The organism is Pseudomonas azerbaijanoccidentalis (assembly GCF_019145495.1).
GTDB classification, from domain to species: domain Bacteria; phylum Pseudomonadota; class Gammaproteobacteria; order Pseudomonadales; family Pseudomonadaceae; genus Aquipseudomonas; species Aquipseudomonas azerbaijanoccidentalis.
In genome coordinates this window covers 134431-148563 of record NZ_JAHSTU010000010.1, presented here as the reverse complement: position 1 = coordinate 148563, position 14133 = coordinate 134431, and the positions used below count along the sequence as shown (strand labels likewise).

Genomic DNA, 14133 nt, shown 5'->3' with positions numbered 1-14133 from the left:
CTCAAATCAGATTTTCAGTAATTCGTTGAAGGCGCGGGCGCGGCGGGTCACTTCTGCCGTGCTCTCGGCGCCGAACAGGCCATGCACCACCGCCAGCAGATCGACCCCGTGGGCCACCAGCGGCGCGGCGTTGTCCAGGGTGATGCCGCCGATCGCGCAGATCGGCAGGTGCAGTTGCTTGCGGGCCTGGTCGAGCAGATCGAGGCTGCAGGTCGGTGCGCCGGGTTTGGTGCTGGAATTGAAGAAGCGGCCGAAGGCGACGTAACTGGCGCCTTCTTTTGTGGCTTGCTCAGCCAGCTCGATTTGCGCGTGACAGGTCGAGCCGATGATCGCTTTGGAGCCGAGCAGGGCGCGGGTCGGCGATAGCGGGCCATCGGTCTGGCCAAGATGCACGCCAACGTTCAGGCGCGCGGCGAGCTCGGCGTCGTCATTGATGATCAGCTGTGTCTTGTAGCGATCGCACAGGTTGCGCAAGGCCTCGGCTTCACGCAGGCGGCGGGCCTCGTCGTTGCTCTTGTCGCGGTATTGCAGCAGGGTGACGCCGCCTTCCAGCGCCGCCTCCACGTACGAAAGAAATTTACCGGCCAGCAGCTGGCTGTCGGTAATGGCGTACAGGCCACGTAGTTTCATCGGGCTAGCCTCACTGCATTGCTAAAGAGTTACGAACAGAAATCCAGCGGCAGGCGGCGCGGCACGAATTGGCCTTTGCCCAGCTGCTCGGCATCACGCAGCGTGCGCCATGTGTAGTTAAGCGCGGTCTGCACGGCACTGGCGAGGTTTTCGCCTTGCGCCAGACGACCGGCCAGGGCGCTGGCCAAGGTGCAACCGGAACCGTGATAGCTGCCCGGTAAACGCTGGCAGGTATAGGTTTCGCGCAGGCCGTCACGGCTATACAGGCGATTGTGGATTTCGGTTTCGTCGCCATGACCGCCGGTGATCAGCAAGTGTTTGACGAACGGCAGCAGTTTTTCAGCGCACTCGTCCGCGGTGCCTTCTGGCAGTTCGGCGAGGATGCGGGCTTCGGGGAGGTTAGGAGTGGCGATGATCGACAGCGGCAGCAGGCGTTCGCGCATGGCGTAGCCGACTTCGTCCTTGCCCAGGCGTCCGCCGCCGCCGGCGCGCAGCACCGGGTCGCAGACCACTGGAAGGTGCGGGTTTGCCGAAAGCAGTTCGACCACGGTGTCGACCATTTCCAGGGAACCGAGCATGCCCAGTTTGACGGCCGCCACTTCGGAGTCGTTGAGCACGGCATTGGCCTGGGCCAACACCCACTCACGGTCGAGGACGCGGAAGTCAGTGACATTGACGGTGTCTTGCACGGTCAGGGCGGTGACGGCCGGAGCCGCATGGCAACCCTGAGCAAGCAAGGCTTCGATATCTGCCTGCAAGCCGGCGCCACCACTTGGGTCGTGGCCGGAGAGACAGAGGACAACGGGGCGAGAGCTGTAGATATTCATGGTGCGCGAGCTTACCACCAGTCGACCAGCGAGTCATGACGCGCCCGCGTAGCAACCGCAAACCTCACATACGTGTAGCAGCTGCCGAGCCTGCGAGGCTGCGTCCGGCTGCAAAGCAGCCGTAAAACCCGCCGCCCCGGTGCATCTGGCACACCGCAGATTATGGTTTGGCGACTGCTGTGCAACCGGACACAGGCTTCGCCAGCCGCTACAGGGGCGATGTGTTCGATCGGCGATTTTCGGCATGAAGCAGATGCCACAGCTCTAGCTCAATAATCTTCGCTGGAACGCCCGTTCTAGAGCCTTTGTAGGAAAAATTTCTGTAGTGCTCAATGGCCATCAACGGCTATGCTAGAGTGGATCCAAACAAATAACAGGTAACACCGGTTTTACGTCTACTCAAAAGGAATGGGGGGCTTCCTGACAGAACCGGACAGGCCACGCTGGGGCATAAATGCGCTATTTGCTGATGTTGCTATTGTGTTTGCCCCTTTTGGCGAACGCCGTCGAATTCGATGAGTTCACTCAAAGCCTTCCGCTGGGCCGGTCCCTGCAGGTGTTTGAAGACGTGGGTGGTCAGGCGAGTATCAGCCAGGTGCGCGCTCAAGCGGCAGCCGGTCACTTCCAGCCTCATGACAAAGCCACGCTCAATGCCGGGTATTCGCACTCGGTGTTCTGGCTGAAAATCGACCTGCAGTACCGCCCGACCAACCCTTCGGCGCAACGCACCTGGTTGCTGGAACTGGCGTATCCGCCGCTCGATCATCTTGACCTCTACTTGCCCGATGCTGCCGGCGACTATCAGTTGATCCGCCAGACAGGCGATGCCTTGCCGTTCGCCACTCGTGAAGTGCGCCAGAACAACTACCTGTTCAATCTGGATTTCACCCCCGATCAGAAGCAAACCGTGTACCTGCGCCTGCAAAGCCAAGGCTCGATCCAGGCGCCGGTGACGTTGTGGTCGAGCACGGCTTACCTCGAAGAACAACCCGTACGGCTTTATGTGCTGGGGCTGATCTACGGTGTGTTGCTGGGCATGCTGGTCTACAACCTGTTCATCTACCTCAGCGTGCGCGACACCAGTTACCTCTATTACATTTTCTACATCGCTTCGTTCGGCCTGTATCAGCTGTCGGTGAACGGCGCGGCGGTGCAGTATTTCTGGCCATCCAACCCTTGGTGGGCAAACGCTGCGACGCCGTTTTTCATTGGCTGCGCCGGGTTGTTCGGCAGTCAGTTCGCCCGCAGTTTCCTGCAGACGGCAACCCACAGTCGCTGGCTTGATCGCCTGCTGCTGGCGTTGGTGGCGTTCAGTGCGCTGGTGGTCGGTCTGTCATTGATGACCAGTTATGCCTTGGCCCTGCGTTTGGCGACAGCCCTGGCGTTGACTTTCACCGTGGTGATCTTCGCCGCAGGGATTTTTGCCTGGCTGCGCGGGTTGCGGGTGGCGCGGTACTTCATCATTGCCTGGTCGGCTTTTTTGCTCGGCGGCATCGTCAACACCCTGATGGTGCTGGGCTATCTGCCGAACGTGTTCCTGACCATGTATTCCAGCCAGATCGGCTCGGCCATCGAAGTGGCGTTGCTGTCACTGGCGCTGGCCGATCGCATCAACGCCATGCGCGAACAACAGGCGCAAACCCTGTTCGATGCGGGGCAGAAGCTTGAGGTGCTCAACCAGCAACTGGCCCACAGCAACAAGCTCAAGGACGAATTCCTCGCGACCTTGACCCATGAGTTGCGCACGCCGATGAACGGCGTGATCGGTTCGCTGGAGTTGATGCAAACCGTCGAGATGGACCCTGAGCTGGAGCAATATCAGCAAACCGCTTCCGGCTCGGCGCGGGAGATGATGCGCATGGTCAACGGCATTCTCACGTTGACCGAGTTGCAGGCCGGCAAGCTCAAGGCGTCGCCGTCGACCTTCAGCTTGCGCGGTGTGGTTGAGGCGTTGCGCGTGCAGTTCGATGGCAATGCGTTGAGCAAGTCGCTGGACTTCAAAGTCGATGTGGCGCCCGGTGTGCCGGATCGTTTGCACGGTGACAGCGCCAAGCTGGCGCAATGCCTGGAATGTCTGCTGGATAACGCGATCAAGTTCACCCGGGTCGGCGGGCTGGCATTGCGGGTATCGGGGAAAACGGTCAAGCCTGACCGGTTGGCGCTGTCGTTTGCGGTGATCGACACCGGTATCGGTTTCACCGATCTGGGCGAAGCGACGATGTATCAGCGCTTCTTCCAGCTCGACGGATCGATGACCCGTGAATACGGTGGCCTGGGGGTTGGCCTGGCGATCTGTCGGCAACTGGTCGAATTGCTCGGCGGGCGCCTGACTCACCGTTCGGAACCGGGGCGAGGCAGTCGTTTCCAGCTCGACGTCGAGTTTGAAGTGCCAGCGCCGGAACTGCCGACCACGCCTTTCATGACCCGCGACTTTTCCCGTCTGCGCTTGCCGCAGGACTGCACGGTGCTGCTGGTCGATGACAACAACGTCAATCAGCTGGTGATGCGCGGCATGTTGCTCAAGCTCGGGTTCCGGGTGCGCACCGCAGACAGCGGCAGCGCTGCGCTCGATTTCCTGCAACGTGAAAGCGTTGACGCCGTGTTGCTCGATTGTGAATTGCAGCCGAAGGACGGCGTCTCCATCTGCTGCCAGATTCGCGCGTTGCCGGGCGGCTCGCAATTGCCGGTGTTCATGATTGCCCAAACGGTGGATCGCGAGCGTTGCCCGACCGGCGCGTTGATCGACTACCTGAGCAAACCGGTGAAATTCGAAGACTTGGAGGTGGCGCTCTACCGTCGGGTGCTCTGTTCACAACAGGGCGAAAGCGCCGACAGTTAGGCGGGTATGACACTTTTTTCAGCCGAGGGGCGGTGCTTAACTGAATCCCTTGGCTGACCAAAGGAGCCCTGTCATGAACCTGCATCAGTTCGCCGAAACCCACGAAGTCACCAATCAGCCGCCGTCACTGGACGGCGCCAACCTGTATCGCATCGACCTGCCTTTGCAGGAGTGGTCGCGGCGTTTCGGGGCCGGTTGGGCCGAGTCGCGGATCGACGCCTATGGCGCACTGGCCGGCGGGCCGTTGATGGAAGCGGGGTTCCTGGCCAATCAGAACAAACCGGTATTCAGCAGCCACGATCGATTTGGGCACCGCATCGATCTGGTGGAATTTCACCCGGCTTATCACGAACTGATGCGCACGGCGGTCGAGCATGGCTTGACCTCCTTGCCCTGGGCGCATCCGCAGTCCGGCGCCCACGTGGCCCGCGCCTCCATGACTTACCTGCACAGTCAGGCCGAAGCCGGCAGCGGCTGCCCGCTGACCATGACCTTCGCCAGTGTCCCGGCGATGCGCCTGCAACCGGATCTGGCGGAACAATGGCTGCCGAAAATTCTCGCCACTGAATATGACCCGCGCAATGTCGGCATGGCCCATAAGGCAGGTGTCACCATCGGCATGGCCATGACCGAGAAACAGGGCGGCACCGATGTTCGCGCCAACACCACCAAGGCGTATCCGGTGGGGGCCAGCGGTCCGGGCCAGGCCTATGAGCTGGTGGGCCACAAGTGGTTCTGCTCGGCGCCAATGTGCGATGCCTTCCTGACCCTGGCGCAAACCGATAAAGGCCTGACCTGTTTCCTGCTGCCGCGCCATCGCCCGGACGATACGCGCAATCAGTTCTACATCCAGCGCTTGAAAAACAAGCTCGGCAACTGTTCCAACGCCTCCAGCGAAGTGGAGTTCCGTGGCGCGCTGGCGTGGATGGTCGGCGAAGAAGGGCGGGGCGTTCCGACGATCATCGAAATGGTTGCAATGACCCGCTTCGATTGCATGGTCGGTTCCAGTTCGCTGATGCGTCAGGCGCTGACCCAGGCCAGCCATCACTGCGCTCACCGTTCGGTTGGCGGCAAGCTGTTGAGCGAACAGCCGTTGATGCAGAACGTGTTGGCGGATCTGGCGCTGGAAAGCGAAGCGGCGCTGGCGTTGAGTTTGCGCATGGGCCGCGCGCTGGATCATCTGGACGATTCCCAGGAAGCCAAATTCGCCCGGCTGGTGACAGCGGTGGGCAAGTACTGGATCTGCAAGCGCGCGCCGGCCATGATCAACGAAGCCGCCGAATGCATGGGCGGTGCCGGTTATGTCGAAGACAGCATCCTGCCGCGCCTCTACCGCGAGGCGCCGGTCAACTCGACCTGGGAAGGTTCCGGCAACGTGCAATGCCTTGACGTATTGCGAGCGCTGTCGAAAGAGCCGGGCGTGCTGGATGCGCTGTTCAGCGAATTGGGCGACGGGCATGGCGACAAACGCCTGGCTACGCACATCCAACAATTGCAGGCGGCCTTCAAGGACACCACTGACATTCAGTATCGCGCCCGTCAGTTGACCGAGGACATCGCGCTGGGGTTGCAGGCCAAGCTGTTGCTGGAGGCGGGGAATTCGGTGGTCAGTGATGCGTTCATTGCCAGTCGACTGGATGGCGGCGGCCGAGTGTACGGCGCATTGCCACGCGGGCTGGATGTGGAAGCGATTGTCGCTCGTTCGACTCCACAAGGCTTCTGATCGGTCAGAAGATCGCAGCCTGCGGCAGCTCCTACGGGTGCACGACGAGCCCTTGTAGGAGCTGCCGCAGGCTGCGATCTTTTTTGGCTGTTCCCGTGAAGCTTTGATGCAGGCAAGATGAAGGTCTGCAAGTCAGAACACAGGATGCTGATCGTGACCGAAGCTTTTATTGTCGTTCAAACCGCCGAGCAAGCCGTGGATCGGCTTGCGCTCTTGCACAATCGTGCAACCACCGCGCTCAACCAGGCGCTCAAGCGCTACCTCAAGGATCGAGTCGAGCCGGACGCCGAGCAGCGTGCTCTGTTTCGTTATCCCGAATTGCGCCTGACCTACCATTGCCAGGGCGAAGTCCCGCAGACCACCCGCGCCTACGCCAAGGTTCAGTTGCCAGGCACCTACAGCGTCACCGTCACCCATCCGGCGGCTTTTCGAAAATACCTGCTGGAACAGCTCGTGCCGTTGATGCACGACTTCACCGTGACCGTGGAAGTCGGTGTCAGCCAGCAAAACATTCCTTATCCGTACGTGGTTGAGCAGGGCGATGAGCTGGCCGGGTCCGGCGTGACCGCTGCCGTGTTGGCGCGCGTATTCCCGAGTACCGACCTGTCGGCTGCCACCGACGGCATCGCCGATGGCTTGTACGATTGGGAAAATACCGATCCGCTGCCGCTGGCCTTGTTCGACGCGGCGCGGGTGGATTTTTCCCTGCGCCGACTGGTGCATTACACCGGCAGCGACTGGCGCCATGTGCAGCCGTGGATTCTGCTGACCAACTACCACCGTTACGTCGACCAGTTCATCGTCCATGGCCTGGAGCAGTTGCGCAGTGATCCGCGTTTCGTACGCATGGTGCTGCCGGGCAACGTGATCATCGAAAAGAGCATGGACCACGGTGAAGCCTCGGCCATCGCCGCTGGCGTGGTCTGGCACCGTTACCAGATGCCGGCCTATCACCTGATCGCCACCGACGGTCACGGCGTAACGCTGGTGAACATTGGCGTCGGCCCGTCCAACGCCAAGAACATTACCGACCACTTGGCCGTGCTGCGTCCACATTGCTGGCTGATGATCGGCCACTGCGGAGGCTTGCGTCAGTCGCAGACGATTGGCGACTACGTGCTGGCCCACGCTTACATGCGTCGCGACGGGATTCTCGATCGCGTGGTGCCGCCGAACATTCCGATCCCGGCTTTGGCTGAGGTGCAGATGGCCTTGCAACAGGCGGCGGCGAATATCACCGGCGAGAAGGGCGATGAGCTGAAGAAACGCCTGCGCACCGGCACCGTGTTGACTTACGACGACCGTAACTGGGAGCTGCGCTGGGCTCAGGAACGGCCGTTGATCAACCTGTCCCGCGCCGTGGCCGTGGACATGGAAAGCGGCACCATCGCCGCTCAGGGTTATCGCTTGCGGGTGCCTTACGGCACGTTGCTCTGCGTCTCGGACAAACCGCTGCACAGCGAGATCAAGTTGCCGGGTTCGGCCAACGCGTTTTATGAGCGTGCGGTCAGCCAGCACTTGAAGATCGGTATCGAGGCAGTGGATCTGCTGCGTACCGAGCTCAACTCGCTGCACTCGCGCAAACTGCGTAGCTTCGACGAGCCGCCGTTCCGCTAACGGTTGTCATGGTCATTTGGCGGTTGGGGCACTAGCATTAGCAGCCCTGATCGCTAGATGTTCTCTTCGCCATGTCCCGTCCTCCACGTCCCGTTTCCCGCCGCCCTGGCGCGAAACCAGCCCCCTCAGCCGCGCGCCGTGTTGCCAAGGCGCCACCGGCCGAGCCCAAGCTGATCTTGTTCAACAAGCCGTTCGATGTGCTGACGCAATTCAGCGACGGCGACGGGCGTGCGACGCTCAAGGATTACATCGAGATTCCGGGGATTTACCCGGCCGGACGGCTGGATCGCGACAGCGAAGGTTTGCTGCTGTTGACCAACGACGGTCAGCTTCAGGCACGCATCGCCGACCCCAAGCACAAACTGGCCAAGACTTATTGGGTGCAGGTAGAAGGCGCGCCGAGTGCCGAGCAGCTTCAGCGTTTGCGTGAGGGCGTGGAGTTGAACGATGGCATGACCCTGCCCGCTGAGGCGCGGCACCTGGATGAGCCTGAACTGTGGCCACGCAACCCGCCGGTACGCTTTCGCAAAAGCGTGCCAACCAGTTGGCTGGAATTGATCATTCGCGAAGGGCGCAACCGTCAGGTGCGGCGCATGACCGCGGCGGTCGGCTTGCCGACGTTGCGGCTGGTGCGGGTGCGGATCGGTGACTGGACCATCGAAGGGCTCGATCAGGGTCAGTGGAAAGAAGTGCCGGCGCGCTTATAAAGAGCCGGATTCGATCAGGCCGATCACTACGCTCTTGATCACGAACGCCGCCACGCCAAGGCCCAGCACGAAAAACAGAATGAACGAGCCGAAACGCCCGGCCTTGGACTTCTTCGCCAGATCCCAGACGATGAAACCCATGAAAATGATCAGGATGCTGACCAGCCCGGTCATCATCCACTCTTCGAAAACTGCAGGATCCATCGAACTTCTCCAGCGCGGGCGAGGCTAAAAGGGCGCGGGGAGTATACGCCTCGCAGGTTGCGCGAAGTATTGACCTGCGGCGGTGTGTCGCAGCTATTCGTCGCTCGGTGACAACTCAATGGCTCTTGTAGGAGCTGTTGTAGGAGCTGTCGAGTGAAACGAGGCTGCGATCTTTAAGGAACAAGATCAAAAGATCGCAGCCTCGTTTCACTCGTCAGCTCCTACAGGCAAACGGTCAGCTGCGTAGGTGAGTCAACGGCAACTCAGTGCTATTGAGCACCTGGTTCAGCACAAAACTCGAGCGCACACTGGTCACGCCTTCAATCCGGGTCAAATGCCCCAGTAGCAGCTTCTGATAGTGATCCATGTCCGGCACCACCACCTTGAGCTGGTAGTCCGCATCCATCCCGGTCACCAGGCTGCATTCGAGCACCTGCGGCAAGGTGCGGATGGCTTGCTCGAAATTCTCGAAACGCTCCGGCGTGTGCCGGTCCATGCCGATCAGCACATACGCCGTCAGGCTCAGGCCGAGCATCTTGCGGTCGAGCAGGGCGACCTGGCGGGAGATATAGCCGTCGTCTTCCAGTTGCTTGACCCGACGGGAGCAGGGTGAGGGTGACAGGCCGATGCGTTCGGCCAGCTCCTGATTGGAGATGCGCGCATCGCGCTGCAATTCAGCCAAAATGCTCAGGTCGTAACGGTCGAGTTTGCTCATCAAACGGTCCCTTGTCGTATCTATTGCGGCAGATTATCTATCCAGGGTTAAAAATTGCGCAAGTGATGTTTATTTCAGCAATCTTCGCAATCCTCTGCCGGCGCCGCAGGCCTATTCTTATCACCAGAATCACTGCTCGGACAAACAGTCCAGTGCGGCTCGCCCAATCAGGCCAGCCGCGGCCGCCACCCCCCACCGGGGATGCGCAGGCCCCCGAGCTACACACTGTCCAGAAGACGGCGTGAGGTGAGCCGATGCCACAATCATCGAGCACGGACGAAGTTCTCAAGGGGAGGCCGACGGGTCTCCCCTTTTTCTTGCCAAAATTTGGCGTTCGCCACTCAATAAATAAGTTTCGCGACTGATAACCTGTTGCAGAACCGGCCTGTGCATTTCCAGTCTTACGTACAAGCCCTAACCCGCAGTGAGGAAAAGCATGAAGTCGTGCATCTGGCGTTTGGCCGGTGTTGGTTTGCTGTGTTTCAGTGTCACTGCGCAATCGCTGGCCGATGAGCCGCAGAACCGTGGCCCCGATGGTGGCCAGCATGGCGACGGCAGTCGTCAGGGCAACAATAATCAGGGGCACGGCGGTAACAATCAGCCGCGCCCGCAGAACGGCCAGCAACAGAATCAGCCGCGTCCGCAGAATAACGACATCATTCGTGGCGACAACAGCCGCCAGTTCGAGCACAACGGCCAAGGCCAGAACAATAGCCAATCGCAGAACCGTCCACCGCCAGACTACAACAGTCGCGTGCGCTCGCCGCCTCCACCACCGCAACTGCCTGCCAATGACCTGCCGATTCAACCTCGGCCCGACACCGTGCAGCAAACCCAAGAGCCGCGCCGTGGTTACTATCAGGACCAACCGCGGCGTAATGACCCCAATCAGCACTGGAATGGCTACATCGGCGCACCGTCCAATGGCAACAACCAGTGGCAGGGTCGTCCGAGCGGTCGCGGCAACGGCTGGGGGCCTGGCCCGCAGTACCGGCCGGGACATGTGATCGACCGCTTCCCGGACCGTGATTATCGCGTGCCTTATGGTGGTCGCGATTATTTTTACTCCGGCGGCTACTGGTATCGCCCGCAAGGCCCGCGTTACGTGGTCGTACAGCCGCCACGCGGGATTCGCATCCAGTATTTGCCCGATTACGCCCGTGAAGTCTGGATCGGCGGTTCGCTGTTGTTCCTGGCTGCGGGGTCGTACTACGCCTATCAGGAAAGCACACAGGATTACGTGGTGGTCGAGCCGCCCGGACAGCCGCTGGCCTCCGGGAATGGTATCGATGTTGAAGCCTACCCGGCCAACGGCCAGTCGCCGGAGCAGGTCAATCAGGATGGCTACGATTGCTATCGCTGGGCGGTTGAGCAGAGTGGTTTCGACCCGCGTGTCGACACCTATCAACCGGACCCGACCGTGGTGCAAACCTACCGGCAAGCCCAGGGCGGTTGCCTGAGCAGTCGCGGTTATCGTGTGACGTTCTGAGCCCTGGCGGCTTTCACCACTTCCTGCGGGTCGGCGTGCACCAGCACTTCGGCTCGCGGGTAGGCCGCGTGAATCGCATCGGCGGCTTGATCGCTGATGCCGTGGGCGACTGACAAGGTCAGCTCTCCCGGCAATTCCAGATGCAATTGCACAAACCACTGGTTGCCGGAAATCCGCGTGCGCAAGTCGTGCGCACCCAATACCCCCGGCACGCTGCAAGCCAGTTCGAGCATGTGCTGGCTGACATCCGGCGGCAGTTCTTCATCCATCAACACCGCAAAACTTTCCCGGGCAATCGTCACTGCGCTCCAGAGAATGTACGCGGCAATCCCCAGGCCGAACCAGGCATCGACCTGATGCCAGCCAAAACCCGCCAACACCAATGCGACCAGAATGCTGCCGTTGAGCAGCATGTCCGAGCGGTAGTGCAGCGAATCGGCGCGCACAGCGTTGGAGCCGGTGGCCTTGACCACCCGATGCTGCAACATCAGCAGCGCCAGGGTCAGGCCCAGCGAGAACACAATCACACCAATGCTGATCCATGGCGCGCCCACCGGTTCCGGGTGCTTGAGCCGGTCATACGCCTGCAACGCAATCAGCACCGCACTGCCACCGATGAACAACGCCTGCGCCATGCCGGCCAGCGACTCGGCCTTGCCATGCCCGTAGCGATGATCGTCGTCGGCCGGGCGCAAGGCGTAGTGCACAGCGAGCAAGTTGAGCAACGAAGTGACGCCGTCGAGTGTCGAGTCGGTCAATCCGGCGAGCATGCTCACCGATCCACTCAACCACCAGGCGATGGCTTTGGCGATGATCAGCGTGCAGGCCACCGCCACCGAGGCACGGGTTGCCAGCCGCAGCAGCCGGGCGTGTTCGGAGCTGGAGATCATGAGTGCGGCTATTCCTTCAAGTGCACCGTTTACGCGGCGGGTTGCAGGCCAAGCAGGGCCAGTTGCTGAGTGCTTCCCTTGTGCTGGATCAGGCGTGGATCGTCCAGCGGCAGGCTGCGGCCCGTTTCACGTTCCAGAATAGTCTGCAACTTGAGGTTATCGACCTTGCCGTCGGCGCCGATGGCCTCCTTGAGTTTTTCCGGGGCGACCTGGGCGGTCTCGCCCGGTGCGTAGTAAATCGCGCCAGTGGCGAAGTCCACCGCAAACGCGATCAGGCCGGGAACGATGTAGAACAGCAGCCCCACGGCATCGAGCACGGCAATCGCCGGGTCAATCTTGCCGTCGATCTGGCCACGACGGTCCGGGTAGAAAATCGAACCGCAGGCGGTCAGTTGTGTCAGCAAAGTTGCAACCAGAACACCGCCAATCAGGCGAAAGGGAACGCGCATATGAAATCTCCTGAGTAATCTCAAAACGAAGCTTCGTCGATATGAATTAGGACCGCGACGAATGCCAGGCAGTTCGCCGTTATACTCGCCGCTCTGTTTGGGAGCCAGCATGATTTCTTTGCCGATCGATGAAGTTTTACCCGCCCTGCGTGAAGCCCTCGCTACACGTCACGAAGCTGTGTTGGTGTGCGATTAGGCAAACTGATTTGAGTTGTAACATGATAGTTGTACGGTAACATTTGCGCTGTTACTGTGCGTTAATCGTGTTGCTTGGTGCTGAGATGAGAACTAGCCGGCAAGAGATTCAAAATTATTTCCAGTTGATTTTCGGGGTAAAGCCCGAGATTAAGCGTTGGGCGAAATCCAAGGGTTTGCCTTTTTATCTCCTGGATGAGTACGCCTTCGACGTAGTGACACTGCATGGGTGTCAATGCTTGGTGTTACTCGCTCATGAACCCTTCGAAAATGCAGCGAAGATTCGCAAGCACATCGATATTCTGAAAAAAATCGTAGATCCCCCGATTCTCTATGCGACCGGTGCACTCCAATCATTTGAGCGCAAGCGCCTTATTGAGGCCGGTGTCCAGTTCGTTGTTCCTGGCAACCAATTGTTCGCACCGCAGCTCGGGCTTGATCTGCGTGAGTTCTATCGCAGCAGGCAGGCAGAAAAAACTGTCTTGAGCCCGGCTAGCCAGGCTGTGCTCATCGCAACCCTCAATCGAGGTTGGGAGGAGAATGATACCTTCCGGGGGACCGATCTGGTCGACGCAGACCTCTACTCCAAAATGACGATATCCAGGGCGATGAAAGAGCTTCATTCGTTCGGATTGATAGAGCCGGTATCCAGTAGCAAATCAATACTTTGGCGTTTCGTTGCTGCTCCTAAAGCCATATGGGAGAAATCCCTGCCGGTTCTGCAAAGCCCGGTGAAGCGGGTGGTGTATGCAGATTGGCAACCCGTGGCGCAAAGAGTCGCAGGATTGTCTGCGCTCAGCAGGCTCTCCTTGCTGGGCGAGCCGTCAATACCCGTTATTGCGTTCACCAAAGAAAGTTGGGATTTGGAAGTCGCTCGCTCCGGTCGCGCGGAAGTTGACCCATTCGACAAACCGGTCGTTGAGGTCGAGATCTGGAGTTATTCCCCTGATCACATTACAGGGCAAACCCGGATTCCGATGTCACCAGAAAGCGTCGATCCTCTGTCTCTCTATCTGAGCCTGAGGAACAACGTCGACGACCGGGTTCAACTGAGCCTTGATGAAATGATGGAGAAGATCGAATGGTAAAAGGATTGGATACCTTCCGCGAAGCCTTTGCCGGCCATGCGGACCGATATGTGCTCATCGGCGGCGTTGCAGCCAGTCTTACTCTTGAGGAGGCGGGCATTGAGTTCCGATCAACGCGAGATCTGGACATCGTGCTCATCATCGAAGCGTTGGATGAAGTGTTCTGTGCTGAGTTCTGGGAGTTCATCAAGCGCGGAGGTTATAACGAGCGACAGGAGCTTGATGGTCCGTCAAAGCGGTACAGGTTCGGCAAGCCTTCTGATGAACGTTACCCGGTTCTTCTTGAATTGTTCTCAAGGGCACCCGACGGTTTAACGCTGCCAGAAAATGCTGATCTGACCCCGGTTCCAATCGATGGAGAGATTTCCGATTTATCGGCCATTTTGCTCGACGATGCTTACTACAGCTTCATCGTCGCAGGTCGCAATCATACGAACGATCTCGCCTACATCGGCGTTGACCGGCTTATTCCGCTCAAGGCGCAGGCATGGACCAATCTCAGTCATCCGGATTGCGTGGAGGAGGGGGCGGGCCGCAAAAGCAATAAACACTTGAAGGACGTTTTGCTTCTGTCTCGTCTTCTTTCGGCGGAATCAGATGTTGATCTGCCGGAAAGCATCGCAAACGACTTGCGAAGCTTTCTCGACGTTATGCCCTCTCTGAACGTCGATATGAAAGCCGTTGGGCTGCGTGGTGTCACTATCACTGAAGTCGCAGAGCGCATACGTTCAGCATTCAAGGTATAGGGCTGTTCGTCGCT

Annotated in this window: 13 protein-coding genes and 1 pseudogene; 8 read left to right on the top strand and 6 right to left on the bottom strand. The window is 59.6% G+C overall.

Features of this window, described 5'->3' with window-relative positions; all coding sequences use genetic code 11:
* Positions 1–6 precede the first annotated feature (6 nt).
* Both thiE and KVG88_RS26645 read right to left on the bottom strand, forming a co-directional pair.
* Positions 7–630 carry a thiamine phosphate synthase gene (thiE, locus tag KVG88_RS26650; RefSeq protein ID WP_150701585.1) on the bottom strand — a complete coding sequence of 208 codons (624 nt, stop codon included), beginning with the start codon at positions 628–630 and terminating at the stop codon, positions 7–9.
* A 29-nt stretch (positions 631–659) separates the two neighbouring features.
* Positions 660–1457, bottom strand: a complete 798-nt coding sequence (locus tag KVG88_RS26645; protein ID WP_150701584.1) for a hydroxymethylpyrimidine/phosphomethylpyrimidine kinase — start codon at positions 1455–1457, stop codon at positions 660–662.
* Positions 1458–1911: 454 nt separating this feature from the next.
* On the opposite strand from KVG88_RS26645, the gene KVG88_RS26640 reads away from it, so the two are divergent.
* From KVG88_RS26640 to KVG88_RS26625, 4 genes are all read left to right on the top strand, one after another.
* Positions 1912–4296, top strand: a complete 2385-nt coding sequence (locus KVG88_RS26640; RefSeq protein ID WP_217873213.1) for a hybrid sensor histidine kinase/response regulator — start codon at positions 1912–1914, stop codon at positions 4294–4296.
* Positions 4297–4369: 73 nt separating this feature from the next.
* On the top strand, positions 4370–6019 hold the full coding sequence (locus KVG88_RS26635) for an acyl-CoA dehydrogenase family protein (protein WP_217873212.1): 1650 nt from the start codon (positions 4370–4372) through the stop codon (positions 6017–6019).
* A gap of 117 nt (positions 6020–6136) precedes the next feature.
* Positions 6137–7636, top strand: coding sequence for an AMP nucleosidase (gene amn, locus KVG88_RS26630; RefSeq protein WP_191630451.1), 1500 nt, complete (start codon positions 6137–6139; stop codon positions 7634–7636).
* A gap of 71 nt (positions 7637–7707) precedes the next feature.
* Positions 7708–8343, top strand: coding sequence for a pseudouridine synthase (locus tag KVG88_RS26625; RefSeq protein ID WP_225934169.1), 636 nt, complete (start codon positions 7708–7710; stop codon positions 8341–8343).
* On the opposite strand, the gene KVG88_RS26620 is transcribed toward KVG88_RS26625, so the two are convergent.
* On the bottom strand, positions 8338–8547 hold the full coding sequence (locus tag KVG88_RS26620) for a DUF2788 domain-containing protein (RefSeq protein WP_093229943.1): 210 nt from the start codon (positions 8545–8547) through the stop codon (positions 8338–8340). The genes KVG88_RS26625 and KVG88_RS26620 overlap by 6 nt on opposite strands.
* A gap of 235 nt (positions 8548–8782) precedes the next feature.
* On the bottom strand, positions 8783–9262 hold the full coding sequence (locus KVG88_RS26615) for an Lrp/AsnC family transcriptional regulator (RefSeq protein ID WP_056855781.1): 480 nt from the start codon (positions 9260–9262) through the stop codon (positions 8783–8785).
* Between the two features lie 436 nt (positions 9263–9698).
* On the opposite strand from KVG88_RS26615, the gene KVG88_RS26610 reads away from it, so the two are divergent.
* Complete coding sequence (locus KVG88_RS26610; protein ID WP_217873211.1) at positions 9699–10751, top strand: DUF6515 family protein; 1053 nt, start codon at positions 9699–9701, stop codon at positions 10749–10751.
* Here KVG88_RS26610 and KVG88_RS26605 read toward each other — a convergent pair.
* Entirely contained in the window at positions 10733–11641 is a 909-nt protein-coding gene (locus KVG88_RS26605; RefSeq protein WP_217873210.1) for a cation diffusion facilitator family transporter, read from the bottom strand. The genes KVG88_RS26610 and KVG88_RS26605 overlap by 19 nt on opposite strands.
* A 29-nt stretch (positions 11642–11670) precedes the next feature.
* Positions 11671–12090, bottom strand: coding sequence for a periplasmic Zn2+ metallochaperone PmcY (gene pmcY, locus KVG88_RS26600; RefSeq protein ID WP_150701577.1), 420 nt, complete (start codon positions 12088–12090; stop codon positions 11671–11673).
* A gap of 109 nt (positions 12091–12199) precedes the next feature.
* Between pmcY and KVG88_RS31440 the strand changes: the two are divergent.
* The 3 genes and pseudogenes from KVG88_RS31440 to KVG88_RS26590 form a co-directional block, all read left to right on the top strand.
* A pseudogene (locus tag KVG88_RS31440) lies at positions 12200–12274 on the top strand (DEAD/DEAH box helicase); the annotation flags it as partial.
* 79 nt (positions 12275–12353) lie between these two features.
* On the top strand, positions 12354–13373 hold the full coding sequence (locus KVG88_RS26595; RefSeq protein WP_217873209.1) for a hypothetical protein: 1020 nt from the start codon (positions 12354–12356) through the stop codon (positions 13371–13373).
* Entirely contained in the window at positions 13367–14119 is a 753-nt protein-coding gene (locus KVG88_RS26590; RefSeq protein WP_150701575.1) for a nucleotidyl transferase AbiEii/AbiGii toxin family protein, read from the top strand. The genes KVG88_RS26595 and KVG88_RS26590 overlap by 7 nt, the downstream gene beginning before the upstream one ends.
* Positions 14120–14133 lie beyond the last annotated feature (14 nt).

Excerpts from the sequence above, each read along its gene's own strand:
- KVG88_RS26640 (WP_217873213.1), top strand. The coding sequence starts at position 1,912 with ATGCGCTATTTGCTGATGTTGCTATTGTGTTTGCCCCTTTTGGCGAAC.
- KVG88_RS26605 (WP_217873210.1), bottom strand. The coding sequence starts at position 11,641 with ATGATCTCCAGCTCCGAACACGCCCGGCTGCTGCGGCTGGCAACCCGT.
- KVG88_RS26610 (WP_217873211.1), top strand. The coding sequence starts at position 9,699 with ATGAAGTCGTGCATCTGGCGTTTGGCCGGTGTTGGTTTGCTGTGTTTC.
- KVG88_RS26615 (WP_056855781.1), bottom strand. The coding sequence starts at position 9,262 with ATGAGCAAACTCGACCGTTACGACCTGAGCATTTTGGCTGAATTGCAG.
- KVG88_RS26645 (WP_150701584.1), bottom strand. The coding sequence starts at position 1,457 with ATGAATATCTACAGCTCTCGCCCCGTTGTCCTCTGTCTCTCCGGCCAC.
- pmcY (WP_150701577.1), bottom strand. The coding sequence starts at position 12,090 with ATGCGCGTTCCCTTTCGCCTGATTGGCGGTGTTCTGGTTGCAACTTTG.
- thiE (WP_150701585.1), bottom strand. The coding sequence starts at position 630 with ATGAAACTACGTGGCCTGTACGCCATTACCGACAGCCAGCTGCTGGCC.
- KVG88_RS26625 (WP_225934169.1), top strand. The coding sequence starts at position 7,708 with ATGTCCCGTCCTCCACGTCCCGTTTCCCGCCGCCCTGGCGCGAAACCA.
- KVG88_RS26620 (WP_093229943.1), bottom strand. The coding sequence starts at position 8,547 with ATGGATCCTGCAGTTTTCGAAGAGTGGATGATGACCGGGCTGGTCAGC.
- KVG88_RS26590 (WP_150701575.1), top strand. The coding sequence starts at position 13,367 with ATGGTAAAAGGATTGGATACCTTCCGCGAAGCCTTTGCCGGCCATGCG.
- amn (WP_191630451.1), top strand. The coding sequence starts at position 6,137 with ATGAAGGTCTGCAAGTCAGAACACAGGATGCTGATCGTGACCGAAGCT.
- KVG88_RS26635 (WP_217873212.1), top strand. The coding sequence starts at position 4,370 with ATGAACCTGCATCAGTTCGCCGAAACCCACGAAGTCACCAATCAGCCG.